This is a genomic window from Cellulomonas alba (genome assembly GCF_030362835.1).
Classification (GTDB): domain Bacteria; phylum Actinomycetota; class Actinomycetes; order Actinomycetales; family Cellulomonadaceae; genus Cellulomonas; species Cellulomonas alba.
In genome coordinates this window covers 566,414-591,276 of the sequence record NZ_JAUCGQ010000001.1, presented here as the reverse complement: position 1 = coordinate 591,276, position 24,863 = coordinate 566,414, and the positions used below count along the sequence as shown (strand labels likewise).

18 protein-coding genes are annotated in these 24,863 nt (G+C 76.1%); 13 read left to right on the top strand and 5 right to left on the bottom strand.

From position 1 onward, the window contains the following. Positions 1-9: 9 nt before the first annotated feature. Together QRT04_RS02625 and QRT04_RS02620 are read left to right on the top strand one after the other, a co-directional pair. Complete coding sequence (locus QRT04_RS02625; protein WP_289453328.1) at positions 10-723, top strand: dienelactone hydrolase family protein; 714 nt, start codon at positions 10-12, stop codon at positions 721-723. Between the two features lie 78 nt (positions 724-801). Further along, positions 802-3,480, top strand: coding sequence for a phosphoenolpyruvate carboxylase (locus QRT04_RS02620; RefSeq protein WP_289453327.1), 2,679 nt, complete (start codon positions 802-804; stop codon positions 3,478-3,480). Between the two features lie 82 nt (positions 3,481-3,562). Here QRT04_RS02620 and QRT04_RS02615 read toward each other — a convergent pair whose 3' ends face one another. The 4 genes from QRT04_RS02615 to QRT04_RS02600 all read right to left on the bottom strand — a co-directional run bounded on the left by QRT04_RS02615 (position 3,563) and on the right by QRT04_RS02600 (position 7,227). Further along, positions 3,563-4,384, bottom strand: a complete 822-nt coding sequence (locus tag QRT04_RS02615) for a ferredoxin reductase (protein ID WP_289453326.1) — start codon at positions 4,382-4,384, stop codon at positions 3,563-3,565. Continuing rightward, on the bottom strand, positions 4,372-4,974 hold the full coding sequence (locus QRT04_RS02610; protein WP_289453325.1) for a sulfite oxidase-like oxidoreductase: 603 nt from the start codon (positions 4,972-4,974) through the stop codon (positions 4,372-4,374). The genes QRT04_RS02615 and QRT04_RS02610 overlap by 13 nt, the downstream gene beginning before the upstream one ends. 90 nt (positions 4,975-5,064) lie before the next feature. Next, the gene (locus tag QRT04_RS02605) at positions 5,065-5,559 is read right to left on the bottom strand and encodes an NUDIX hydrolase (RefSeq protein WP_289453324.1); all 495 of its coding nucleotides are present in this window, start codon (positions 5,557-5,559) and stop codon (positions 5,065-5,067) included. Positions 5,560-5,685: 126 nt separating this feature from the next. Beyond that, a complete protein-coding gene (locus QRT04_RS02600; protein ID WP_289453323.1) occupies positions 5,686-7,227 on the bottom strand; it encodes a DEAD/DEAH box helicase in 1,542 nt (513 codons plus the stop codon). A gap of 224 nt (positions 7,228-7,451) precedes the next feature. Between QRT04_RS02600 and QRT04_RS02595 the strand changes: the two genes are divergently transcribed. The 5 genes from QRT04_RS02595 (at position 7,452) to QRT04_RS02575 (ending at position 14,441) form a co-directional block, all read left to right on the top strand. Further along, positions 7,452-8,207 carry an ABC transporter ATP-binding protein gene (locus QRT04_RS02595; RefSeq protein ID WP_289453322.1) on the top strand — a complete coding sequence of 252 codons (756 nt, stop codon included), beginning with the start codon at positions 7,452-7,454 and terminating at the stop codon, positions 8,205-8,207. After that, positions 8,204-10,777, top strand: a complete 2,574-nt coding sequence (locus QRT04_RS02590) for an ABC transporter permease (RefSeq protein ID WP_289453321.1) — start codon at positions 8,204-8,206, stop codon at positions 10,775-10,777. Before QRT04_RS02595 ends, QRT04_RS02590 begins: the two co-directional genes overlap by 4 nt. Before the next feature lie 60 nt (positions 10,778-10,837). Then, complete coding sequence (locus QRT04_RS02585; protein ID WP_289453320.1) at positions 10,838-11,479, top strand: CYTH domain-containing protein; 642 nt, start codon at positions 10,838-10,840, stop codon at positions 11,477-11,479. Positions 11,480-11,531: 52 nt separating this feature from the next. Further along, positions 11,532-12,476, top strand: a complete 945-nt coding sequence (locus QRT04_RS02580; protein ID WP_289453319.1) for a VOC family protein — start codon at positions 11,532-11,534, stop codon at positions 12,474-12,476. A 135-nt stretch (positions 12,477-12,611) separates the two neighbouring features. Further along, on the top strand, positions 12,612-14,441 hold the full coding sequence (locus QRT04_RS02575) for a hypothetical protein (RefSeq protein WP_289453318.1): 1,830 nt from the start codon (positions 12,612-12,614) through the stop codon (positions 14,439-14,441). On the opposite strand, the gene QRT04_RS02570 is transcribed toward QRT04_RS02575, so the two are convergent. Continuing rightward, complete coding sequence (locus QRT04_RS02570; protein WP_289453317.1) at positions 14,428-14,922, bottom strand: SRPBCC family protein; 495 nt, start codon at positions 14,920-14,922, stop codon at positions 14,428-14,430. The two genes, QRT04_RS02575 and QRT04_RS02570, sit on opposite strands and share 14 nt — an antisense overlap. A 23-nt stretch (positions 14,923-14,945) precedes the next feature. Between QRT04_RS02570 and QRT04_RS02565 the strand changes: the two genes are divergently transcribed. From QRT04_RS02565 to QRT04_RS02540, 6 genes are all read left to right on the top strand, one after another. Further along, on the top strand, positions 14,946-16,733 hold the full coding sequence (locus tag QRT04_RS02565; RefSeq protein ID WP_289453316.1) for a metallophosphoesterase family protein: 1,788 nt from the start codon (positions 14,946-14,948) through the stop codon (positions 16,731-16,733). Between the two features lie 65 nt (positions 16,734-16,798). After that, positions 16,799-18,511: a D-alanyl-D-alanine carboxypeptidase family protein gene (locus QRT04_RS02560; RefSeq protein WP_289453315.1), complete on the top strand. Its 1,713-nt coding sequence runs from the start codon at positions 16,799-16,801 to the stop codon at positions 18,509-18,511. A gap of 22 nt (positions 18,512-18,533) precedes the next feature. After that, positions 18,534-19,226: a metal-dependent transcriptional regulator gene (locus QRT04_RS02555; RefSeq protein WP_289453314.1), complete on the top strand. Its 693-nt coding sequence runs from the start codon at positions 18,534-18,536 to the stop codon at positions 19,224-19,226. Between the two features lie 87 nt (positions 19,227-19,313). Beyond that, a complete protein-coding gene (gene leuS / locus QRT04_RS02550) occupies positions 19,314-22,256 on the top strand; it encodes a leucine--tRNA ligase (protein ID WP_407653537.1) in 2,943 nt (980 codons plus the stop codon). Next, positions 22,253-23,221 (top strand): DegV family protein, encoded by a 969-nt coding sequence (locus QRT04_RS02545; RefSeq protein WP_289455687.1) that lies wholly within the window; start codon positions 22,253-22,255, stop codon positions 23,219-23,221. Before leuS ends, QRT04_RS02545 begins: the two co-directional genes overlap by 4 nt. A 164-nt stretch (positions 23,222-23,385) precedes the next feature. Beyond that, positions 23,386-24,417, top strand: coding sequence for a ComEA family DNA-binding protein (locus tag QRT04_RS02540; protein ID WP_289453313.1), 1,032 nt, complete (start codon positions 23,386-23,388; stop codon positions 24,415-24,417). Positions 24,418-24,863 lie beyond the last annotated feature (446 nt).

Here is a 24,863-nt window from a genome sequence, read left to right as displayed (position 1 = left end):
GTCGGGTGTGTGCACACCAGCCTGGGCGGCGGCCCCGCGTACGTCAGTGAACCGGTGGGCGAGCCCCGCGGCGCGGTGATCCTGATCCACGAGATCTGGGGGCTCGTGCCCCACGTCGAGGACGTGGCCGACCGGCTCGCCGCGCACGGCTACCTCGTCGTCGCGCCGGACCTGCTGTCGGAGGCCGGCATCACGCCGCAGGCCGGTGCCGAGCTGTTCGCGCTGCGGGACGACCCGGACGAGGCGAGACGGCTCGCGGCGCAGCCGCGGCTCCGCGAGGCCTTCGGCATGTCGCGCGACCCGGAGTACGCCGCGTTCGCGGTGCAGCGGCTGAGGGCCGTGCTCGACGAGGTCGTGCAGCGCGACGAGCGCGTCGCGGTCGTCGGCTTCTGCTTCGGCGGCACCTACGCGTGGGCGCTCGCGGCGTCGGACGACCGGCTGCGCGCGGCCGTCCCGTTCTACGGCGGTGCGCCGGACGACGCGGGCATCGCGCGCATCGCGTGCCCGGTGCTGGCGTTCTACGGCGACCGGGACGAGCGGCTCATGGCCGAGCTGCCGCGGGTGCGCGCGGCCGCGGCGGCGTCGGGGCTCGCGTTCGAGGCGCTCGTCATGGCCGGTGCGGGGCACGCGTTCTTCAACGACACGGGCTCGGCGTACGTCCCTGAGGCCGCGGCGCAGGCGTGGGACGCGACGCTCGCCCTGCTCGGCGAGGCGCTCGGCTGAGCGCCGGTGTGACGGGCGCCATACCCACCTGCTGGGCACCCCGTAGGGCTTGACCCGCGCGTGGCTTAGTTTTGGCCCGTGAACGCACCCCTTCCGGCACGGGACCTGCCGCGCGGGCTCGTGAGCCACGACGTCCCGGAGCCGCTGCGCAACGACATCCGCGAGCTCGGCGAGCTGCTCGGCCGCGTGCTGCGCGAGTCGGTCGGCGACGACCTGCTCGCGGACGTCGAGCGCCTGCGCCAGCTCGCGATCGTCGCGCACTCCGAGCCCGACGGCGACGCCCTGCAGCAGGCCGAGGAGCTCGTCGCGAGCTTCACCATCGAGCGGGCCGAGCAGGTCGCGCGCGCCTTCACGTGCTACTTCCACCTGGCGAACCTCGCCGAGGAGTACCACCGCGTGCGCGTGCTGCGCGACCGCGAGGCGAGCCTCGAGCCCCACAGCCTCGCGCCCGACGACTCGCTGCCCGCGGCGGTCCGCCAGCTCGAGGCCGAGGTCGGCGAGGAGGAGGCGCGCCGGCGTCTGCTCGAGCTCGAGTTCCGCCCGGTCTTCACCGCGCACCCGACCGAGGCGCGCCGGCGCGCCGTATCGGCGTCGATCCGACGCATCGCCGACCTCGTCGCCGAGCGCGACCTACGTGCCAAGGGCGGCATGTCGCTCGCCGAGAACGAGCGCCGCCTGCTCGCGGAGATCGACACGCTGTGGCGCACCGCGCCCCTGCGCGCCGCCAAGCCGACCGTGCTCGACGAGGTCCGCACGGTCCTCAACGTCTTCGAGTCGACGCTCGCCGACGTGCTGCCCGCGGTCTACCGCAGGCTCGACGACTTCGTGCTCGGCGACGCGGCGGGCACGACGTCCCCCGCCGTCCGCGCGTTCGCGAGCCTCGGCACGTGGATCGGCGGCGACCGCGACGGCAACCCGAACGTCACCGCCGAGGTGACCCGCGCCGCCGCAGTGCTCGCGTCGGAGCACGCGCTCGCGGCGCTCGAGACGTCGGCCGGCCGCGTCGCCGAGGCGCTGACGATCGACGCCGAGGGCACGCCGCCGTCCACCGAGCTGCTCGCGCTGTGGCAGCGCCAGCGTGCGCTGTCCGAGGAGGTCGCGGCGCAGGCCGGCGCCGGCTCGGCGGCGAACGAGCCGCACCGCCGCGCGCTCCTCGTCATCGCGCAGCGCATCACGGCGACGCGCGAGCGCGACGCGGACCTCGCGTACGCGACCCCCGCCGAGCTCGAGGCCGACCTGCTCGTCGTGCAGCGCTCGCTCGCGCACGCCGGTGCGACCCGGTCCGCGTACGGCGAGCTGCAGCGGCTGCTGTGGCAGGTGCAGACGTTCGGGTTCCACCTCGCCGAGCTCGAGGTGCGCCAGCACTCGCAGGTGCACGCCGCGGCGCTCGCGGACCTCGAGGCGAACGGCGTCGACGGCGCCCTCGAGCCGCGCACCGTCGAGGTGCTCGACACGTTCCGCGCGCTCGGAGCCGTGCAGCGCCGGTTCGGGGTGAAGGCGGCCCGGCGGTACATCGTGTCGTTCACGCAGGCGCCCGAGCACCTCGCCGCGGTCTACCGGCTCGCCGAGCTCGCGTACGAGGGCGCCGGCGAGGTGCCGGTCATCGACGCGATCCCGCTGTTCGAGACGTTCGCGGACCTCGAGGCGTCGGTCGACATCCTCGAGGCGGCGCTCCAGCTGCCGCAGGTGCAGAAGCGCCTCGCGGAGAACGGCCGCAAGGTCGAGGTCATGCTCGGCTACTCGGACTCGTCGAAGGACGTCGGCCCGGTCTCGGCGACGCTCGCGCTCGACACCGCGCAGCAGCGCATCACGCAGTGGGCCCACCGGCACGACATCGAGCTCACGCTGTTCCACGGCCGTGGCGGCGCGCTCGGTCGCGGTGGCGGCCCGGCCAACCGCGCGCTCCTCGCACAGCCCCCGGGCTCCGTCGACGGGCGCTTCAAGCTCACGGAGCAGGGCGAGGTCATCTTCGCCCGCTACGGCGACCCGACGATCGCCGCGCGGCACATCGAGCAGGTCACCGCGGCGACGCTGCTCGCCGGAACGCCGTCGGTCGAGAAGCGGAACGCCGAGGCCAAGGAGCGCTTCGCGCCGCTCGCGGCGAAGCTCGACGAGGCGTCGCGCACCCAGTTCCACCGGCTGGTGCGGGCCGACGGCTTCCCGCAGTGGTTCGCCGAGGTGACGCCGCTCGAGGAGGTCGGCCTGCTGCCGATCGGCTCGCGCCCCGCGCGCCGCGGCCTGTCGGTGTCGTCGCTCGACGACCTGCGCGCCATCCCCTGGGTGTTCAGCTGGTCGCAGGCGCGCATCAACCTGGCCGGCTGGTACGGCCTCGGCACGGCGCTCGAGTCGGTGGACGACCTCTCGCTGCTGCAGGACGCGTACGCGTCCTGGCCGCTGTTCACCACGATGATCGACAACGTCGAGATGTCGCTCGCCAAGACGGACGGCCGGATCGCGCGCCGCTACCTGGCGCTCGGCGACCGTGACGACCTCGCCGACCTCGTGCTCTCCGAGATGACGCTCACCCGGCGCTGGGTGCTCGCGATCACGCAGTCCGAGGACGTGCTCTCGCGGCGCCGGATCCTCGGCCGGGCGGTCCAGCTGCGCAGCCCGTACGTCGACGCGCTGTCCCTGCTGCAGCTGCGTGCGCTGCGCGGCCTGCGCACCGGTGCGGCCGTCGAGCACGCGGACGACCTGCGCCGGCTGCTGCTGCTCACGGTCAACGGGGTCGCCGCCGGTCTGCAGAACACGGGCTGACGTCAGCCGTCCCCGTCGGGCCCGGTCGCCGCGTGCCGCCGGGCCCGACGTGCGTCGGGCCCACCACCGGACCCGCCCGCTCCTACGACCCGGTCGGCCCGAACCGCTCGGTGCGGATGCGCCCCGGCATGTGGCCGAGGTCGACGAGCGCGTTCGCGACCGCCTCGACGAACGGCGTCGGGCCGCAGACGAAGACGTCGGGCTCGTCGGCGGGCGGGAAGCAGGCCGCCGCGAGCGTCGCGGCGTCGGCGCGGCCGACCGGGCCGGTCCAGCCCTCGGGAGCCCGGCGCGTCCACACGCGCGTGACCTCGACGTCGGTCAGCGCGGCCAGCTCCTCGTCGTAGAGGGCGTCCGCCGGCGTCCGCGCGGAGACGAGCAGGCGGAACGGCGTCGACGCGCCGACGGCCTCCCGCGTGCGGACCATCGACATGAGCGGCACGAGCCCCGACCCGCCGGCGATCAGCTGCACGGGCCGCGTCGAGCCGGGACGCCACACGAACCACCGGCCGATCGGTCCGCGCAGCTCGAGGTGGTCGCCCGGCTCCATGTCGAGCGTCAGGTACGGCGAGACCTCGCCGTCGTCGACCACCTGCACGGTGAGCTCGACCGGCGCACCCGCCGGGGACGCCAGGGAGTACGAGCGCTCGGCCGCGTAGCCGTCGTCCGCGGTGAGGCGCACGTCGACGTGCTGCCCGGCGAGAGCGCCGGTCCAGCCGGGCGCGTCGAGCACGAGCGTCGCGGCGCTCGCCGTCTCCGGTCGCCGCTCGACGAGCGTCGCCGGCAGCCAGGGCAGCACCCGCGGCGCGACGGGGTCGTCGGCGCCGTCCGGGAGCAGCTCGTGGAGGCTCGGCTCGTCCTCGGCGGGCTCCTCGACCGCTCCGTCGGCCACCGTCAGTCGCCCCAATACCGCTGCTCCTTCCAGGGATCGCCGTACTCGTGGTACCCGAGCCGCTCCCAGAACCCGGCCACGTCGTGGTCGAGCAGCTGGAGGCTGCGGATCCACTTGGCCGACTTCCAGAAGTAGAGGTGCGGGATCAGCAGCCGCGCCGGCCCGCCGTGCTCGGGCGGCAGCGCGCCGCCGTCGTAGCCGTACGCGATCCACGCCTGGCCGCCGCGCAGGTCGGCGAGCGGCACGTTCGTCGTGTACCCGCCGTCGCAGTGCGCGAGCACGTACTGCTCGTCGGGCTCGATCCGCACCGCGTCGAGCAGGCGGTCGAGCGAGACGCCGCGCCAGTGCGAGTCGAGCTTGGTCCACCGGGTGACGCAGTGGATGTCGCGCACGATGTCGTCCGCGGGCAGCGCCTGGAGCTCGCGCCACGTCCACGAGCCGCGCTCACCGTCGGCGCCGCGGATGCTGAACGTCCAGGTGTCGAGGTCGGCGCGCGGCGTCGGCCCCGCAGAGAGCACGGGGAACCCGCGCTCGAGGTACTGCCCGGGCGGCAGCCGCGGGTCCTCGGTACGCCGCCCGCGGAACCCGCGCGAGACGATGGCCATCAGTGAGCGGTCCTGTTCGGCACGGGCCCTCCCGGGGTCGCGGCGGATGGGCCCATCATCGCGGGTCGCAGCCGGTCGACCGCAAGGGGGTCAGCCCTCCTCGCGGTCCGTGCGCCAGACGACGACGGGCGCGAGGGGCCGCCCCGTCGCGATCGCGTCCAGCACGGACCGCTCGTGCGGCACGACCGGCGCGGGCAGCGCCGTCAGCGGGAACCACCGCAGGTCGGCGGCCTTGTCGGGCTCGCGGATCGCGGGCGTGCCCGACCACGCCGTCGCCTCGAAGAAGACGTCGACGCGCTGCTCGACGGCCGGGCCGCCAGGGTCGAACCGGTGCATCGCGGTCAGCGGCCGGAGGTCGCTCGGCTCGACGCCGACCTCCTCGCGCGCCTCGCGCACGGCCGCCTCGACGACGGACTCGCCGGGGTCGACGTGGCCGGCCGGCAGGGCCCAGTGGCCGTCGCGGTAGCCCGTGCCGCGGCGCAGGTGGAGCAGCACCTCGTCGCCCCGTCGCAGCACCACGTACGCCGCGGCGACGAGCTGCGTCCGGTGGGGGAGGTGGTCGTCGTCCGCGTAGCGATCGGGCACGGCCCGGAGTCTGGCACGCGCCGCCGACACCGCGGGGGCGCCGCGTCAGGTCGCCCTGCGCCGCGGCGGCTCGCGGCGCGGCGGCCCGAGCCGGGAACCGGGCGCGGAACCGCGGCGCGCCGGGGGTCAGGCGCGGGGTGCCGGCGTCCCGGCGGCGCGTCCACGGCCGCGGCCGCCACGGCGACGACGGCGCGCGGACGCGCCCTCGGCCGAGGTGCCGTCCGTCGCCGGCCGCTGCTCCGCCGGGGCGGACGCCGGGCGCGTGGCCCGACGGGGCGCCTGCGAGGTCGGCGCGGTCGCGGTCAGGCCCGCCGCGGAGGCGACGGTCGTGGTCAGGCGGGCTGAGGAGCCGACGGTCGCGATCCGGGCCGCAGGCGACGTGCGAGTGCCCGCGGGGGTGCGCGCGGCGGCCGGGCGGGCGGCCGTCGTGCGGGCGCCGCTGCGGGCCTGGCGCGGCCCGCGTGCACCGGGGGCCTGCGTGGCCGGAGGCGTCGGTGCGACGTGCGGCGCGACGTCGCCGACGAGCGCGGACAGCGTCGCGTCACCGGGCGTGACGGGCCGGAGCTCGGCGGTGATCTTCGCGGCGCGGGTCAGCGCGCGGACGTCGGCCCGCTGCTCGGGGAGCACGAGCGTGACGACGTCGCCGCCCGAGCCCGCGCGCGCCGTCCGGCCGGACCGGTGCAGGTACGCCTTGTGCTCGGCCGGCGGGTCGACGTGCACCACGAGCTCGACGTCGTCGACGTGGATACCGCGGGCGGCGATGTCCGTCGCGACGAGCACGCGCACGTCGCCCGACGAGAACGCGGCGAGGTTCCGCTCGCGCGCACCCTGGCCGAGGTTGCCGTGCAGGTCGACCGCGGGGATGCCGTCGCTCGTCAGCTGCTTGGCGAGCTTCTTCGCGTGGTGCTTGGTGCGCGTGAAGAGCACGCGGCGGCCGGTACCCGACGCCAGGTGGTGGACGACGGCCTTCTTGGCGGCCGCGTCGCGGACCTCGAGCACGTGGTGCGTCATCGCGACGACCGCCTGCGCGGCGGGGTCGACGGCGTGCTCCACGGGCTTCGTCAGGAAGCGCTTGACCAGCACGTCGACGCCGTTGTCGAGCGTCGCGGAGAACAGCAGCCGCTGGCCGCCCGCCGGGGTGCGGTCGAGCAGCCGACGGACCACCGGCAGGAAGCCGAGGTCGGCCATGTGGTCCGCCTCGTCGAGCACGGACACCTCGACGCCGTCGAGGGTCACCAGGCCCTGGCCGATGAGGTCCTCGAGCCGGCCGGGGCACGCCACGACGATGTCGATGCCGCGGTCGAGCGCGGCGACCTGCCGCGACTGCGCGACGCCGCCGAAGATGGTCGTGGTGCGGAGCCCCACCGCCGCGGCGAGCGGGGCGAGGGTCTCGTCGATCTGGCTCGCGAGCTCGCGCGTCGGTGCGAGCACGAGCGCGCGCGGCCGGCGCGGTGTCGTGCGCCGGGGCTTCGCGGCGAGCCGCGCGACGACCGGCAGCGCGAACGCGATGGTCTTGCCCGAGCCGGTGCGGCCACGGCCGAGCACGTCGCGCCCGGCGAGCGAGTCGGGCAGCGTCGCGGTCTGGATGGGGAAGGGGGACGTGATGCCGCGCTCGCCGAGCGAGCGGACGAGGGCGGCGGGCACGCCGAGGTCGATGAACGTGGTCATGCGCAGGGGAGCCTCTCGGGGCAGGAAATGGTCGGGGTCGCCGCGCAAGCAGCCGAGCGAAGCGGGCTCGGGCGATCTCCACGACGCGGGGCGCTCGCAGGTCGCGGCGCTCCCGATGGCCCTCAGTGTCTCATGCGCGCGTCCGGGTCCGGGTCGGGTTGGTCCCTGATCGCGTCGCGGCACGTCGCAGGGCACGATCGGGTGAGGCGGCCCGGGGGTGGGGGATGACGACGCAGACCGACGGCACGGCGATCGCGACGGCCCGCGATCTGGTCAAGGTGTACGGGCAGGGGCCGATGGCGGTGCGCGCGCTCGACGGCGTCGACGTCGACCTCGTCCGCGGCGAGCTGACCGCGATCATGGGGCCGTCCGGGTCGGGCAAGTCGACGCTGATGCACTGCCTCGCGGGGCTCGACCGGCCGACCTCCGGCGCCGTGGTCGTGGACGGCCAGGAGATCAGCGCGCTGTCGGAGCGCCGGCTGACGCAGCTGCGCCGCACGCGCGTCGGGTTCGTGTTCCAGGCGTACAACCTGATCCCGACGTTGACGGCGCTCGAGAACATCACGCTCCCGCTCGACATCGCGCGCCGCCCCGTCGACCGCGCCCACCTCGAGCACGTGGTGGACACGCTCGGGCTGCGCGACCGGCTGACGCACAAGCCCGCCGAGCTGTCGGGGGGCCAGCAGCAGCGCGTCGCGTGCGCCCGGGCGCTGGTGGCCCGCCCGGCGATCGTGTTCGCGGACGAGCCGACCGGCAACCTCGACTCGTCCTCGTCCGCCGAGGTGCTCGGCTTCCTACGGCGCAGCGTGGACGAGCTCGGCCAGTCGGTCGTCATGGTGACGCACGACCCGACGTCCGCCGGCTACGCCCACCGCGTGCTGTTCCTCGCGGACGGCCGGGTGGTCGGCGAGCTGCGCGACCCGACGGCCGAACGGGTGCTCGACGCGCTCGCCGGGCTGCGGACCGCGGGCCGGCCGTGATCCGCGTCGCGCTGCGCGGCATCCGGGCGCACGTCGTGCGGTTCGCGCTGTCGGTGCTCGCCGTCGCGCTCGGCGTCGCGTTCGTCGCGGGCACGTTCGCGCTGCGCAGCATGCTGAGCTCGACGTTCTCGGACATCGTCGCGACGACGACGCTCGGCGACGCGTACGTGCGCGGTTCCCACGAGGCGGGCGGCCCGAGCGGCGCCGACCTGTCGGCCGGCACGCAGTACAACCGCGTCCCGCTGACGCTGGTGGACGACCTCGAGCGGGTCGACGGCGTCGCCGCCGCGATCCCTGACCTGCAGGGTCCCGTGGTGCTCGTCGGCGCCGACGGCACGGCCGTGCAGAGCTCGCAGGCGCCGTCGTTCGCGTTCGGCTACGACCCCCGGGACCGCGCGACGCACCTCGTCGCCGGCCGCGCGCCGCGCGACGGGTCGGAGATCGGGCTGGAGTCGCAGACCCTGCGCGCGTCCGGCCTGGCGCTCGGCGACCGGACGCGGGTCGTCGTCGGGGGAAAGATCCAGCCCGTCACGGTGGTGGGGGAGCTGGGCGTCGGTGCGGCGCTCGCGGGCGCGACCGTGGTGTTCCTCGACCCGGCGACCGCGCAGGCCGCGTTCGCGCCCGACGGGGACGTCGCGCACGTCGCGGTCAACGGCGACCCCGGCGTGACGCAGGACGAGCTCGTGCAGCGGCTCGCGCCCGTCGTGCATGCGGCGGACGTCGACGCGCGCGTCGTCACGGGCGACGCCGAGCGTGCGCAGGCCCGCGCGCAGATCATGTCGCTGCTGGGGTTCGTCACGACGTTCCTGCTGGTGTTCGCCGCGATCGCGCTGTTCGTCGGCGCGTTCATCATCGCGAACACCTTCGCGATGTGGGTCCGGCAGCGGATGCGCGAGCTGGCCCTGCTGCGCGCGGTCGGGGCGTCGCCGCTGCAGGTGTTCGCCTCGATCGTGCTGCAGGCGGCGCTGGTCGGCGTCGTGGGCGCCGCGCTCGGGCTCGCGGGCGGCCTCGGGCTGGTGGTGCTGCTCCGGACCGTGCTCGCGAACCTGGGCATGCACCTCGCGGGCCGCATCCCGGTCGACGGGTTCACGATCGTGGTGTCGGTGCTGGTCGGCACGGCGGTGAGCGTGGTGGCCGCGGCGATCCCGGCCCGCCGCGCGGCGCTCGTGCCGCCCGTCGAGGCGCTGCGGGACGAGGTCACGGTGCCGGAGCGGTCGCTGCACCGCCGTGCCGTGCTCGGCCTCGTCGTGCTCGTGGTCGGGATCGCGGGAGTGCTCGTCGCGGTGCGTCGACCCGACGCGCCGCGCGCGAGCTCGTGGCTCGGGGCGGGTGCCGCGGGCGTGCTGCTCGGGGTGCTCCTCGTCTCGCCGGTCGTCGCCCGGTCGGTCCTGCGCGTGCTCGGTGCGCCCGTGGTCGCGTGGCGTCCGGTCGGGCGGCTCGCGCGCGGCAACGTCACGCGCAACCCGCGCCGGACCGCCAACACGGCGGGCGCGCTGATGATCGGCATGGCGCTCGTCGGCGCCGCCGCGGTGATCGCGGCGACGACGCAGGCGTCGACCCGCGCGATCGTCGAGCACGAGGCGACGACCGACTTCATCCTGCGCGTCGCACCGAGCGCGACCGTGCCGCAGCAGGCGCTCGCGGACGTGCGGGCCGTGCCGGGCGTGCGGGCCGCGGACGCGTTCGCATCGGGTGGCGTGCTCGTGCGGGTGGGCTCCGGCACCGACGCGCGGGCCGCCGGCTCGCTCGCGATCACGGGCATCGACCCCGCCGCGGTCGGCCGCAGCATCCGCACGGACGTCGTCGCGGGCGACTTCCCGGGCGCGCTCCGCGCGGGCGAGGTGGCGGTCCAGCGGAGCACGGCGCACGACCGCGACTGGTCGGTCGGCGACCGGCTGACGCTCGTCGGCACGTCCGGCCAGGTGCCGGCGACGATCGGCGCGGTGATCGACTCACCCGCGTTCGGCGTGCCGCTCGTGGTCGGCCAGGGCGTGCTCGACCGGTTGGTCCCGACAGCGCAGCAGCAGGTCACGACGGTGTTCGTCACGGCGGAGCCGGGCACGGACCTGACCGCGCTGCGCGCCGGTCTGACCGACGCCGTGCGGCCGTACCTCGTGGTGAGCGTGCTCGACTCGGAGCAGTTCGTCTCGCAGCTCGCCGACCAGGTGAACCGCGTGCTCGTCATCCTGTACGCGCTGCTCGGGCTCTCGGTCGTGATCGCCGTGCTCGGCATCGTCAACACGCTCGCGCTCTCGGTGATCGAGCGAACCCGCGAGATCGGGCTGCTGCGCGCCGTGGGCCTGGGCCGCCTGCAGCTCGGCTCGACGATCACCGTCGAGTCGGTGCTCACCGCGGTGTTCGGCACGGCCGTCGGGCTCGTCGTGGGCGTCGCCCTGGCGTCGACGCTGCCCCGGCTGTACGCCGACCAGGGGCTCCGGACGCTCGCCGTGCCGTGGGGGAGCCTCGGCCTGATGCTCGTGCTCGCGGTCGTCGTGGGGGTGCTCGCCGCGGCGTGGCCGGCCGTGCGGGCCGCGCGACTGCCGGTGCTGGAGGCCGTCTCGGTCGAGTGAGCGCGACCGGTGGTGCACGGCCTCCCCGCTGGTCAGGGCACGCGTGGCTAGGCTCGCGACATGAGCGACACCGGCTACGGCGACTTCGAGTTCGAGCGCCGGTTCTGGGTCCGTGACCTGCCGCGCGACCTGCTCGACGGTGCGCCCGCGCTGATCGTCCAGAGCTACTACCTGGCCGATGAGGGGTACGCGATCCGCGTCCGCGTCCAGGGCACCGTTCCGGGCCTCGTCGTCGGCGCGCAGGACGACGAGCTCGCGCTGCTCGACCGGCACGCCGAGGCGATCGACTTCTGCGCGATCACGGTCAAGGGCCCGATGGTGGGGGGCACGCGGTACGAGGCCGAGCGGGAGCTCGACCCGGCGATGGGGCTCGAGCTGGTGCGCCGCGGGGGGGCGCGCGTCGCGAAGACGCGGCACTCGGTGTGGCTCGGCGACGACGGCTGGGTCATCGACACGTTCGCGGCCGGCAACGCGCCGCTGCTCGTCGCCGAGGTCGAGCGCGGCGGGCCCGTCACCGACCTCGTCGTCCCCGACTTCGTCGTCACGGAGGTCACCGACGACCCGCGGTTCTCGAACGACGCCCTCGCCCGCCACCCGTACGGCGCGTGGGCCGGCGCGTTCGAGGCGGAGCTCGCGACGTCCGGGCCGCGCTTCCTCCAGGGGCTGGGGCACAACCACCTGCCGGGTGAGGCGCACGACTGACACATTGGTTGAAACATCAACTACACTGGGTCGTCCCTGAGAAGGAGGCGGCATGTCCACCGCACCCCGGCCCGGCGACGGCTCGCCGGCCACGACCCCGCTCGTCGAGCGCGCGCACGAGTCGATCGCCGCTGACACGGCGATGGACGCGGTCACGCTGCTCGTCGGCGACCTCGACCGCCAGCTGCACTACTACCGCGACGTCCTCGCGCTCGAGGTGATCGACCGCCCGGGCGACCGGTTCGAGGGCGCCGGCCGGCCCGACGCCGTGACGCTCGGACGCGCCGGTCGACCGCTCGTCGTGCTGCGCCACATGCCCGACCTGCCGCCCGCTGTGCGCGGCGCCGCCGGGCTGTTCCACACCGCGATCCTGTTCGACGACCGCGCCGGGCTCGCCGCCACGCTCGCGTCGGTCGCGCAGCACGCGCCGCAGACGTACGTCGGCTCGGCCGACCACCTCGTCTCGCTCGCGTTCTACCTGACCGACCCCGAGGGCAACGGCGTCGAGCTGTACTGGGACCGCGGCCGCGACGAGTGGCGCCACGGGGCGGACGGCACGGTCGTGATGGACTCGCTGCGCCTCGACCCGAACGCGTTCCTGGGCGAGCACCTGACCGACGCGTCGCTCGAGTCGCCGCACGCCGGCGAGGCGGTCGTCGGCCACGTGCACCTGCAGGTCGGTGACGTTCCGACGGCCCGCGCGTTCTACGTCGACGCGCTCGGCTTCGACGTCACCGCGTCGTGGCACGGCGCGCTGTTCGTCTCCGCCGGCGGCTACCACCACCACCTCGCGATGAACACGTGGAACAGCGCGGGCGCGGGGCCGCGGGCGTCGTCGCTCGGCCTCGGCGAGGTCCGCATCGCCGTGCCCGGGCAGGACGACCTCGGCGCGCTCGCGGGCCGGCTGGCGTACGCCGGTGTCGTGGCGGCGGACGACGGCGCGACGCTGCGGTTCGAGGACCCGTGGCGGAACGTCGTGCGGGTCGCCGTCGCCTGACGCGACGCCGCGCCGGCGTGACCGGTGGCGCGGCTGGACCGCGCTCGCGCCGTCCTCGCACCGATGTCGCGCGGGTTGACGGCGACCCAGCGTTGCGCGCCGGGGGGCGGCCGGCGGCTGCCCTAGGGTGACCCGATGCCTCGCCGAGCCCAGCCCGTGCCGCGCAGGGTCGTCGCCCTCGCGACTGCCGCTGCGCTCGCCGCGACGCTCGCGGCGTGCACGATCGGGACGCGCGTCGGGGACCCCGCGCCCGCGGCCTCGTCGACGGCATCGGCGCCCGCCGACGCCGGGCCGGCCTCGGCGGCGCCGCCCGCGGCGGTCGTGCGTGCCCCGTCGGCCGCCGCGACCGTGCTCCCCGCCGCGACGCCCGAGCGGGCCGCGGTGGAGGCCTCCCGAGCGCTGTTCGTCCGGGCGCCGGTGGTCGTCCTCGCGGCCGCGTCGGACGGCCCGGGCCAGCTCACCGCCGCGTCCGCGGCGGTGGCGGTCGGCGCGCCGGAGCTCCTGACGAGCGCCGCGGCGAGCGCGGACGTGACGCGCGAGCTCGCGCGGCTCGACCCCGTGGCCGTGCTCGTCGTCGGCGCGGCGTCGACCGCGGGCGTGCCCGCGAAGGCCGTCGTCGCCCGACTGCCCGCCGGGGCCGACGCGCGCTCGCTCGCAGCCGTCACGGGCGCGGGCATCGCGCGGACCACGGTCGTGCCCGCCGGGGGCGGCCCCGCGGCCGTGCGCGCGCTCAACCCCGTGGCGCCCGTCGCGCTCGTCCCGGCGGGCTGGAAGCCCCCGGCGGCGAAGCCCGTGCCGAGCACGACCGAGACGCCGACGCCGACGCCGCCGACCTCGCCGTCACCGGCACCCGCGTCGCCCGCGCCGACACCGTCGCCCACCCCCGACGCGCCCGCCCTCCCCGCGACCACGCCCCCCGCGCCCGGCGCGGACGCCGCGGCCGTGGTCGGCGTCGGCGTCGCGCCGGTCGCCGCGCTCGCGACGTTCCGCGCGGCCGGCCTCCCGGTGCTCGACGCGCCCGGCGGCGACCCCCGCTCGACCACGGCGTCGGTGCGCGCCTTCGCCGCCGCCCGACCGGCGCACGTCATCGCGTTCGGCGCGGCGTTCGGCGACCCGGCGCGCCTCGCCTCGCGCGTTCGCGCGGCGTCGACCGGGGTGCTCGCGCCCGGCGGCGGCCAGCTGGTGTTCCCGGCGCTGCCGGGCGCCCCGGGCAAGCGCTACGTCGCGCTGTACGGCACCCCGGGCACGAGCGCGCTCGGCGTGCTCGGCGAGCAGGGCGTGCCCCAGACCGTGGCGCGCGCGGCGCGGACCGCGGACCGGTACCGCCGGTACACGCACGACACCGTGGTCCCGGCGGTCGAGATCATCGCCACGATCGCGTCGGCGGGGAAGGGCGAGGACGGCGACTACTCCCGCGAGCGGTCCGTCGCGGCGCTGCGCCCGCTCGTCGAGGCCGCGGGCGCCCAGGGCCAGGCCGTCGTGCTCGACCTCCAGCCCGGACGCGCGGACTTCCTCAGCCAGGCGAAGCGCTACCAGTCGCTGCTCGAGCTGCCGTACGTCGGCCTCGCGCTCGACCCCGAGTGGCGGCTCACGCCCAAGCAGAAGCCGCTGCGGCAGATCGGCTCGGTCGACGTCGCCGAGATCAACCGGGTGGTCGACTGGCTCGCCGATCTCACGGCGTCGCACGCGCTGCCGCAGAAGCTGTTCGTCGTCCACGAGTTCTCGCTGCGCATGGTGCGCGACCGGGACGACCTGGACACGTCGCGCGACGAGCTGGCGATGGTCATCCACGTCGACGGGCAGGGCTCGCAGCCCGCCAAGGCCGGGACGTGGCGCACGATCCGCGCGGGCGCGCCGCACGTGCACTGGGGCTGGAAGAACTTCGTCGACGAGGACCACCCGATGCTCTCGCCGCGCCAGACCTACCGCGTGAGCCCGAGGCCCGACCTCGTCACTTACCAGTAGCCGCCGCCGCACCGCCCGCCGCGAGGTAGGCGGCCAGCCCCCGCTCGCCGGCGCGCATCACTGACGCGTGGGACGCCGCGAACCCGCGCGCGAGCAGCGGCGCCGCGACGTTCATCCAGCCCCGCGTCGTGGCGACGTCCCACCGCACCCGGATCTCCGTCGACGTCGGCGACGGCGCCTCGAGCTCCACGAGGCCGGTGCCCACGAGGTCGCCAGCCGCGCTGACGCGCACCCACCGCCGCACGCTGGCGTCCTCGATCACGAGCGCGAGCCGCAGTGCGTACCCGACGCGCGTGCGGAACCGCAGGGTGGCGGAGCTGCCCGTGAGCCCGTCGAGCGTCGGCGCGACGTCGGCCGCGGTGACGCCCGGCCACCAGCGTGGCCAGCTCATGCCCGGGTCGGCCAGGACGTCCCAGCACCGGGCGACGGGCGCGTCGAGGCGCCACACGGACGTCAGCGTGTAGCGGCGGGCGGCGCTCACCTGGCGAGTTTAGGGTGGCCGCGATGACGGAGCCGACGACGCAAGCAGCGCGGCGCAGGCGCTGGCCGGGCGTCGTGCTGCTCGTGCTCACCGCGCTGTTCTCGCTCGTCATGGGTGTCACCACCGCGTCCGCCGACGGGAGCCTCGGCCCGCACGAGGCGCGTTACGCCGTCACGACCGACGACACCGTGACGCTCGACCTCGGTCCGCTCGGCACGTTGCAGATCGACTCGCCCCTGCCGCTGACGCTCGGCGTGCACGTGACGGTCCAGGAGATCCCCGAGGGGCTCACCGAGGTCACGTCGGCGACGACGCTCGCCGCGCTCGGCACCGACCTGCACGGCTACGTGCAGCTCTTCTCGGCCCCGCGGCCGACGGTCGAGGCGGCCGCCCGAGCGCTCGTCCGCGACGCCGTCGTGCGTGCGACGACCTGGTTCGTGTGCCTCGTGGGCGCGTGGTGGCTGCTGCGCTGGCTGCTGGGCCCGGCGCGGCGGCGGGAGCTCACGGTGCAGGTCGCGCCGCACCGTCGGCAGATCGCCGTGGGGAGCGCGCTCGCGCTGGTCGGCTTCGCCGTGCTGACGGCGAGCTCGGCGGGTGGCGACCGCGGCCCGCAGGGGGAGCCCGCGTCGCCGGTGTTCGCCGGGACGCCGCTCGCGGGTGCGCGCGTGACGGGCCGGCTCGGCGGCGTCATCGACACCTACGGCGCGCAGGCCGTCGCGGCCTACCGCAACAACCAGCGGTTCTACGCCCGCGCGGACAGGAACCTCGTCGCCGCGTGGACCAACCGGCAGGCGTCGATCGACCAGCGGGAGGCGTACCAGCGAGCCGCGGCCGAGGCGGCGGCGACCCCCGAGGCCACGGTGTCACCCACGACGCCCGCGGGCCTCGAGGCGCCGACCGTGCCGCCGCTCGCGCTCCCGACCGGGGGCGAGACCATCGGACCGAGCCCGACCCCGACGCCCACCCCCACGCCGACCACCAGCCCGGAGGACCTCGTCACGGTCGTGCTCATGTCCGACCTGCACTGCAACGTCGGCATGGCGCCGCTCGTGCACACGCTCGCGTCGCGCAGCCACGCGGACCTCGTGCTCGACGCGGGCGACACGACCATGGACGGCACGACCGTCGAGCAGTTCTGCGTCACGACGTTCGCCGACGCGATCCCGAAGGGCGTCGACCTCGTCACGTCGCCCGGCAACCACGACTCGCGCCAGACGAGCGCGCGGTACGGGCGAGCCGGCGCGACGGTGCTGTCCGGCAAGGTCGTCACGGCCGACGGCATGCGCATCCTCGGCGACCACGACCCGAACGAGACCCGCCTCGGCAGCGGCACGGCACAGACCGGCGCCGAGTCGACGTTCGACGAGGGCGCGCGGCTCGCCGAGACCGCCTGCCACGACCAGGACGGCGTCGACCTCCTGCTGATCCACACGCCCGACGTCGGCCTCTCGTCGCTCGAGTCCGGGTGCGTGCCCGCGCAGATCTCGGGGCACCTGCACAAGCGGTTCGGTCCCGAGCAGGTGGGGACGGGGGTCCGGTACATCAGCTCGTCGAGCGCGGGCGCGACGCTCGGCAGGCCGACGATCGGTCCGCTCAACGGCACGGCCGAGCTGACCGTGCTGCGCTGGGACCCGGCGACGCGCCGCTTCCTCGACTACCAGCTCGTCCAGGTGCGGACAGACGCGTCGGTCGCGGTGAGCGACCGGCTGCCGTGGCCCGTGCCGAACCCCGTCGCGCGCACCGACACGGCGATGCCGGGCCCAAGTTCACCCGAGACGGCTTCGCCCTCGCCGGGAGCAACCGCGCGCTGACCGGTCTACGGTGGTTCGGGCGTTTCGGTCGGCGGTGCAGCCGGCCGAACCGCCAGGGGGAGACCGTGCGCACCAGGCCCAGGGGAGTCGTCGGTGGGGTCGTCTGCGGCCTCCTGACGGCCGGCGCGGTCGCCCTCACCGTCGTCGCGGCCGGGCCCGCCGGTGCCGTCGCGGGCGACGACCGGCTCGGCCCGCGCGAGACCCTGACGGCAGGTCAGGGGCTCGTCTCGTCCGACGGCTCCCAGACGCTCGTCCTCCAGCCCGGCGGCCAGCTCGCACTGTTCGGGGCCGACGGTGGCGACCCCCGCTGGGTCTCGGACGGCGGGCGCGCGGGCGACCGGCTGGTCGTCACGGCGGGCGGCGACGTGCAGCTCGTGTCGAGCGACGGCAAGGTCGAGTGGCGCACCTCGACGCGCGGGCACCGCGGCGCTGCCCTCGTGCTGCGCGACGACGGCGACCTCGTGGTCCGCGCGCGTGACGGGTCCGTCGTCTGGGACTCCGGCACGGCCGTGACGCCCTCGATCCTCGCGGCGGGCCGCAGCATCGGCCCGGGGGAGGCGCTCGCGTCGCCCGACGGGCGGCAGACGCTCGTGGTCGACCCCGACGGCAGCGTGACGCTCCGCGGGCCGGACGGCGACGTGCGCTGGGCGCCACCGGTGGGTGACCCGACGGCCGGGGGTGCGATCGCTGCGGCGACCACCGGCGCGGCGGCGGCGCGCGGCGCCGCCGGTGGGACCGGTACGGGCGCGGCGGCCGCGCCCGGCACCCCGGGCGCCGACGCCGGAGCGCCCGAGTCGGACGTGCCCTCGGCGGCCGTCCCCGGCTCGGCCCTCGCGCTGCACGACGACGGCAACCTGGTGCTCACCGCCCCGGACGGGAGGTGGCTGTGGCGCAGCCGCACGGCCGGCCATCCCGGCGCGAGCCTCACGCTGCAGGACGACGGCAACCTCGTGCTGTACGCGGCCGACGGCGGACGCGTCTGGAGCACCCGCACGCGGCTCGGGCCCTCGTCGCTCGCGGACGGCGCCGCGGTGTCGGCGGCCGAGGGCCTCGCGTCCCCGGACGGTCACCTGCGGCTGCGCGCGTCGACCACCCGGCTGTCGTTGACGTACGACGACACGCGCGTCTGGAGCACGCCCGTCGACCTGCCCGGCGGCGGCGCGCTCGTCATGACCGACGACGGGCTGTCGCTCGTCGGGCCCGACGGCAGCACCGTGTGGACGACGGGCGCAGGCGCGGGCCCGGGGGCCGAGCTCGTGCTCGACGAGGGCTCGGCGCTGCTGCGGACCGCGTCGGGCGTCGAGCTCTGGCGGCACGACGTGCCGGCCGACCTGTTCGCGACCGCGCAGGTGACGGCGGACTGCACCCAGGTGAACAGCCCGGTGCCCCAGGCGGCGACCGTGGCGACCGTGCTCGGGGTGCGCGTCCACCGCTGCCTGGCCGACGCGGTCGACGCGATGGCCGCGGCCGCCGCGCAGGTGGGGGTTCACCTCGGTGGCGGCAGCGGCTGGCGCAGCGCCGCGGAGCAGGCCGCTCTCCGGCGGGCGCACTGCGCTCCCGCGTCGTCCGACCCCGGCGCGCCGGTGCTCTGCGAGCCCGCGACGGCCCCCGTGGGCGCGTCGTTCCACGAGCGCGGCCTCGCTCTCGACCTGACGCAGGACGGCCGGCTCCTCGGCTCGGGCTCGACCGGCTACGCGTGGCTCGTGCAGCACGCCGCCGCGTACGGCCTGCACAACCTGCCGGGCGAGCCGTGGCACTGGAGCACGACCGGCCACTGAGCGCCGCCCTAGGCTGGGCGCCGTGAGCACCGCCGCGCCGCTGACCGCCGTGACGCAGGACTACCTCAAGGTGATCTGGTCCGCGCGCGAGTGGTCGGACCAGCCGGTGACGACGAAGCTGCTGGCGGCGCGCCTCGGCGTCGGGGCGTCGACCGTGTCCGAGACGGTGCGCCGGCTCGCGGACGCGGGGCTCGTCACGCACGAGCCGTACGGTGCCGTCCACCTGACCGACGTGGGCCGGCGCCACGCGCTCGCCATGGTGCGTCGCCACCGGCTGATCGAGACGTTCCTCGTCGAGGTGCTCGGCTACGGGTGGGACGAGGTGCACGACGAGGCCGAGGTGCTCGAGCACGCGGTGTCGGACGTGTTCGTCGAACGCCTCGCGGCGCGGCTGGGCCACCCGACGCGCGACCCGCACGGCGACCCGATCCCCGGGCCGGACGGTGAGCTCGACCCTCCGGCGGCCACGACCCTGTGGGACGCCGAGCCGGGCCGCTGGACCGTCGCGCGCATCTCCGACGCCGACCCCGAGCTGCTCCGCTACCTCGAGGGCGTGGGGCTCGTGCTGGACGCAGCCGTGCAGGTGGTCGAGCGGCGGACGGTGACCGGCGTCATCGCGACGCGGGTCGCCGCACCCGGCGGCGCCGGCCCGGCCGAGCCCGTCGAGCTCGGTGAGGTCGCGGGCCGCGCGATCTGGGTCGTCGCGGAGGGCTGACGCGCCCGCACCGCGCAGGCCCGGCGCGGCCCGCGGTGCCCCGAGGGTCATGACCGCCGCCGCTCGGGCGCTCGGTAAACTCGGCGAGTGACCTCGCAGGACGCCCCCACCCCCGTGCACCCGGACGCCGCCGCCGGCGCCGACGTGCCGTTCCGCTACACCGCCGCGCTCGCTCAGGACATCGAGCTCCGGTGGCAGGACGAGTGGGAGCGGCGCGGCACGTTCTACGCCGCGAACCCGACGGGTCCGCTCACGGACGGCGACGGTCGCCACGCCGAGCGCACGCAGCGGCCGTTCTTCGTCATGGACATGTTCCCGTACCCGTCGGGCGCGGGCCTGCACATCGGCCACCCGCTGGGCTACATCGCGACCGACGTCGTCGGCCGGTTCCGCCGCATGCAGGGTGACAACGTGCTGCACGCGCTCGGCTTCGACGCGTTCGGCCTGCCCGCCGAGCTGCACGCGGTCCAGACGGGCGAGCACCCGCGCGTCAACACCGAGTCGAACATCGCGATCATGAAGCGGCAGCTGCGCCGCCTCGGACTCGCACACGACGAGCGCCGGTCGTTCGCGACCATCGAGCCCGCGTACGTGCGCTGGACGCAGTGGATCTTCCTGCAGATCTTCGAGTCCTGGTACGACGAGCAGGCGCCGCGTCCGGGAGGCGGCACGGGCCGCGCGCGTCCGGTGGCGGAGCTCGTCGAGGCGTACGAGCACGGCCGGCCGCTGCCCGTCGTCGAGGGCGTCCGCGAGGGCGTCGCGTGGGCCGATCTCGACGCGGTCGAGCGTCGCCGCGTGATCGACTCCCGGCGGCTCGCGTACGTCTCCGAGACGCCGGTCAACTGGTGCCCGGGCCTCGGCACGGTGCTCGCCAACGAGGAGGTCACGGCCGACGGCCGCTCCGAGCGCGGCAACTTCCCGGTGTTCCAGCGCAACCTGCGCCAGTGGAACATGCGCATCACCGCCTACGCCGACCGGCTGGTCGACGACCTCGAGCTGATCGACTGGCCCGACAAGGTCAAGGCGATGCAGCGCAACTGGATCGGCCGCTCGTCGGGCGCCCGCGTCCGGTTCGCCGTCCAGGGCGGCGAGCAGGTCGAGGTCTTCACGACGCGGCCCGACACCCTGTTCGGCGCCACGTTCATGGTGGTCGCGCCCGAGCACCCGCTGCTCGACGAGGTGCCCGCGCAGTGGCCCGACGGCACGCACGGCGCGTGGACCGGCGGCCACCGCACCCCGGCCGACGCCGTCGCGGCGTACCGCGCCGAGACGGCCGCCAAGACGGCCGTCGAGCGCCAGGCCGACGCGGGCCGCAAGACCGGCGTCTTCACCGGCCACCTCGCCGTCAACCCCGTCAACGGCGACCTCCTGCCGATCTTCACGGCCGACTACGTCCTCATGGGCTACGGCACCGGCGCGATCATGGCCGTGCCGGGCGGCGACGAGCGCGACCACGCGTTCGCGCAGGCCTACGAGCTCCCGGTGGTCTACACAGTCGAGGGCGACGTCGACGACGCGGCCCGCACGGGCGACGGCCTCGTCATCAACTCGTCGAACGACGAGATCTCGCTCGACGGCCTGTCGGTCGCGGACGCCAAGGCCCGCATCACCGACTGGCTCGTGGAGCGTGGCGTCGGCGAGGCGACCGTCACGTACCGGCTGCGCGACTGGCTGTTCAGCCGGCAGCGCTACTGGGGCGAGCCGTTCCCGGTCGTCTACGACGAGAACGACCTGCCGATCGCGCTGCCCGAGAGCGCGCTGCCCGTCGCGCTGCCCGACGTGCCGAACTACGCGCCGCGCACGTTCGACCCGGACGACGCGCAGTCGACGCCCGAGCCGCCGCTGGGCCGCAACGACGACTGGGTCCAGGTGACGCTCGACCTCGGCGACGGACCGAAGCAGTACCGCCGCGACACCAACACCATGCCCAACTGGGCCGGCTCGTGCTGGTACTACCTGCGCTACCTCGACCCGACGGCCGACGAGGTCGTCGTCGACCCCGAGCTCGAGCGGTACTGGATGGGTCCGGGCCATGCCGGGGAGCAGGGCGACGGCACCGGCGGCGCGGACACGGTCGGCGGCGTCGACCTGTACGTCGGCGGCGTCGAGCACGCGGTGCTGCACCTGCTGTACGCGCGGTTCTGGCACAAGGTGCTCCACGACCTCGGCCACGTGAGCAGCGTCGAGCCGTTCCACAAGCTGTTCAACCAGGGGTACATCCAGGCGTACGCCTACACCGACCAGCGCGGCGTCTACGTCGAGGCGAGCCAGGTGCTCGAGGACCCGCTGTCCTCGACCGGCTTCTCGTTCCACGGCGAGCCCGTCAACCGCGAGTACGGCAAGATCGGCAAGTCGCTCAAGAACGTCGTCTCGCCCGACGAGATGTACGCCGCGTACGGCGCGGACACGCTGCGCGTCTACGAGATGTCGATGGGCCCGCTGGACCTCTCGCGGCCGTGGGAGACGCGCGCCGTGGTCGGTGCGCAGCGGTTCCTGCAGCGGCTGTGGCGCAACACGGTCTCCGAGGTCGACGGCTCGCTCGTCGTCTCGGACGAGCCGGCGTCGACCGAGACCCTGCGCGTGCTGCACCGGACGATCGCCGACGTCACGGCCGACATGGCCGCGATGCGGATCAACACGGCGATCGCCAAGCTCATCGTGCTGAACAACCACCTGACGACGCTGCCCGCGGCGCCGCGCGAGGCCCTCGAGGCGCTCGTGCTGATGACGGCGCCCGTCGCGCCGCACGTCGCGGAGGAGCTGTGGGCACGGCTGGGCCACGAGCGGTCGCTGGCGCACGAGCCGTTCCCGGTCGCGGACCCGGCGCTGCTCGTCGAGGACACGGTGACGTGCGTGTTCCAGGTGCAGGGCAAGGTGCGCGGCCGCGCCGAGGTGTCGCCGTCGGCGTCCGACGAGGAGCTCCGCGAGCTCGCGCTGGCCGACGCCGGCGTGCAGCGAGCGCTCGACGGCCGCGACGTGCGCACGGTGATCGTGCGCGCACCCAAGCTCGTCAACGTGGTGCCCGCCTGAGCCGCCCGGCCGCCGAGCGCCGAGCTCGGGTCGCGGTCGTCACCGACTCGACCGCGGCGCTGCCGGACGACCTTGCACAGCGCGCGGGGGTGACGGTGGTCCCGCTCGACGTGACGATCGACGGCGTGCGGCACGACGCCTCGCGCCTGACGCCGGCCGAGCTGCTCGCGGCGCTGCACCGCAACGCGCGCGTCTCGACCTCGCAGCCGCCGCCGGCCGCGTTCGCCGCCGCCTACGCGCGCGCGGTGGCGGCGGGGGCGACGGAGGTCGTGTCGGTGCACCTGTCCGGCGCGCTGTCAGGGACGGTCGACGCGGCGCGCCTCGCCGCGCGCGACGTCGCCGTCCCGGTGCACGTGGTCGACGCGCGCACGTCGGCGATGGCGCTCGGCTTCGCCGCCCTGGCCGCGGCCGGTCTCGCGGAAGAGCTGTCGGCAGCGCCCGCGGAATCCCCGACGGCGCGACGCGCCACCTGGTGGCGACGGCTCCGGCGCGAGGCCGAGCCGCCGCGCGAGCCGGCCGCGCCGAGCCCCGGCGCGCGCGTCGCCACGCGGGCCGCCGAGCAGGCCGAGGCGTCCCACGTCTGGTTCCTCGTCGACTCGCTCGACCACCTGCGCCGCGGCGGCCGGCTCAGCGCCGCGTCCACCGCCATCGGCACCGTCCTGGGCCTGCGCCCGCTGTTGACGGTGCACGACGGGGCGATCGTCGTCGCCGAACGGGTCCGCACCCGGCGCGCCGCGCGCGAGCGGCTGGTCGGCATCGCCACCGCCGACGCGGAGGCGCGCCCCGCACGAGTCCGCGTGGCGGTGCACCACCTCGGCCGGCCGGACCTCGCAGGCGGCCTCGCGGACCAGCTCGCGGGCCGCCTCGGCGACCGCCTCGCGGAGTGCATCGTCTGCGAGTCCGACGCCGTGATCGCGGCGCACGTCGGCCCGGGCCTCCTCGCGGTCGTCGTCACCGGGGCCTGACGAGGCGCCGCTGGCCGCTGCTTGACGGTCGGCCGTGGTGGGTGCCGCCTGACCGGGACCGCAGTCGTCGCCGCGAGCCGCCCACAGCCCGGGGCTCGCGTGCGACGAGCCCGACCTGCTCGTCGCGCCCCCTCCGGGCGCGAGCGCCGTCCTACGTTCCCCGGGTGCGCCGACGTGACCGCGAGCTCGCCGCCCGCCGACTCGCCGCGGCAGCCGCCGGCGCCCGACCGGGACTCCGACGACTCGAGGACGCGCCCCCGGCGGCCGTCGCCGACGTCCCGAGCCCCGCGTGGGCGCGTGCGGCGCCGACGTCGTCCGAGGCTCGCGCACCGTCGTCCTCCGGCCCGGCGACCGGTGGCTGGATCCCTGAACGCGCCACCCGGGCGTCGGCCGAACCCTCTGGCGACGTCGTCCCCGGTGCCGCCGGCCCGCTCGCGTCCGCGACGACGCCCCCCGCCGTCGAGGCGCCTCGCAGTCCCGCCGAACCGCTCGCGCCCGCAGCCGCGGTCCGCACGCTCGACGCGCTCCGCCACGCCGCCGACCTCTACGGCGGCGCCGGCACGGCGCCGGACGCGGCATCCCGGCCGCCGGACGTCCCGGACCGGACCTCGCACCCGCACGCGACCCGCTGGGCGGTCAGTCCCCGCGCGGCGGCGGTCGGCGCCGTCGCGATCGCCCTCGTCGGCGGCGCCGTGGCGCTGCACGCGACGACCTCGAGCCCGGGCGACCCGGTCGACCTGCCGACGCCCGGCGCCGCAGCGACGAGCGCGCCGACCGCGGCGGCCGAGGTGGTCGTCGACGTCGTCGGCGAGGTCGCGGGTCCGGGCGTGGTGCGACTCCCGGCCGGCTCGCGCGTGGTCGACGCGGTCGCCGCCGCCGGGGGCGCGACGCGCCGAGCGCAGCTGGCGTCGCTCAACCTCGCGCGCGTGCTCGTGGACGGCGAGCAGATCGTCGTGCCGCGCCGCGGCGCCCCACCGCCGGCCGCACGGGCGACGACGGCCGCCGACGCGCTCGTCGACGTGAACACGGCGGACGTGGCGGCGCTCGACGCGCTGCCGGGCATCGGCCCGGTCCTCGCCCAGCGCATCGTGGACGAGCGCGCCAAGCACCCGTTCTCGTCCGTCGACGAGCTCGCTGACGTCCCCGGCATCGGGCCGAGCCTGCTCGCTCGCCTGCGCCCGCTGGTCCGCACGTGACGCCCGGCGACGCACCGGCGCACGAGCCCGTCGCAGCGCCGCGCGCGTCAGCCGTCGTCGCCGCACATCCCTCCGGCGTCGCGGCGAGCAGGGCGGCGCCCGTCCGGGAGGCGGGCACCCCGCCGATCGACCTGCGCCTCGCGCTCCCCGGCGCCGTCGCCTGGCTCTCGGCAGCGGTGGGCGTGCGGGCGCACCCCGCCGCGGCAGCGCGCCTCGCCGCGACGACTGCCGCCCTGGCCGTTGCCCTGCTCGTGGCCGCCCTGGTCGTCGCCCGCGCTGCTCCAGACCGCCGCGGCCTCGTCCACGGGCCCCCCGCGGGGACCGGGCCGGGTGCGAGCGGGGCAGGGCGAGGTCGGCGGCCGCCCGCGGCTCGCCGTCGTGGGCCGACCGTGCACGTCGCGGCCGCGGCTGCCCTGAGCCTGGCGGTCGCGGCGGCGGTCCTCGGC

Bases quoted from the DNA above. Each gene is read 5' to 3' on its own strand.
- QRT04_RS02600 (WP_289453323.1), bottom strand. From the start codon at position 7,227: ATGACCACGTTCATCGACCTCGGCGTGCCCGCCGCCCTCGTCCGCTCG.
- QRT04_RS02575 (WP_289453318.1), top strand. From the start codon at position 12,612: ATGCCTCGCCGAGCCCAGCCCGTGCCGCGCAGGGTCGTCGCCCTCGCG.
- QRT04_RS02580 (WP_289453319.1), top strand. From the start codon at position 11,532: ATGTCCACCGCACCCCGGCCCGGCGACGGCTCGCCGGCCACGACCCCG.
- QRT04_RS02610 (WP_289453325.1), bottom strand. From the start codon at position 4,974: ATGGCCATCGTCTCGCGCGGGTTCCGCGGGCGGCGTACCGAGGACCCG.
- QRT04_RS02585 (WP_289453320.1), top strand. From the start codon at position 10,838: ATGAGCGACACCGGCTACGGCGACTTCGAGTTCGAGCGCCGGTTCTGG.
- QRT04_RS02565 (WP_289453316.1), top strand. From the start codon at position 14,946: ATGACGGAGCCGACGACGCAAGCAGCGCGGCGCAGGCGCTGGCCGGGC.
- QRT04_RS02595 (WP_289453322.1), top strand. From the start codon at position 7,452: ATGACGACGCAGACCGACGGCACGGCGATCGCGACGGCCCGCGATCTG.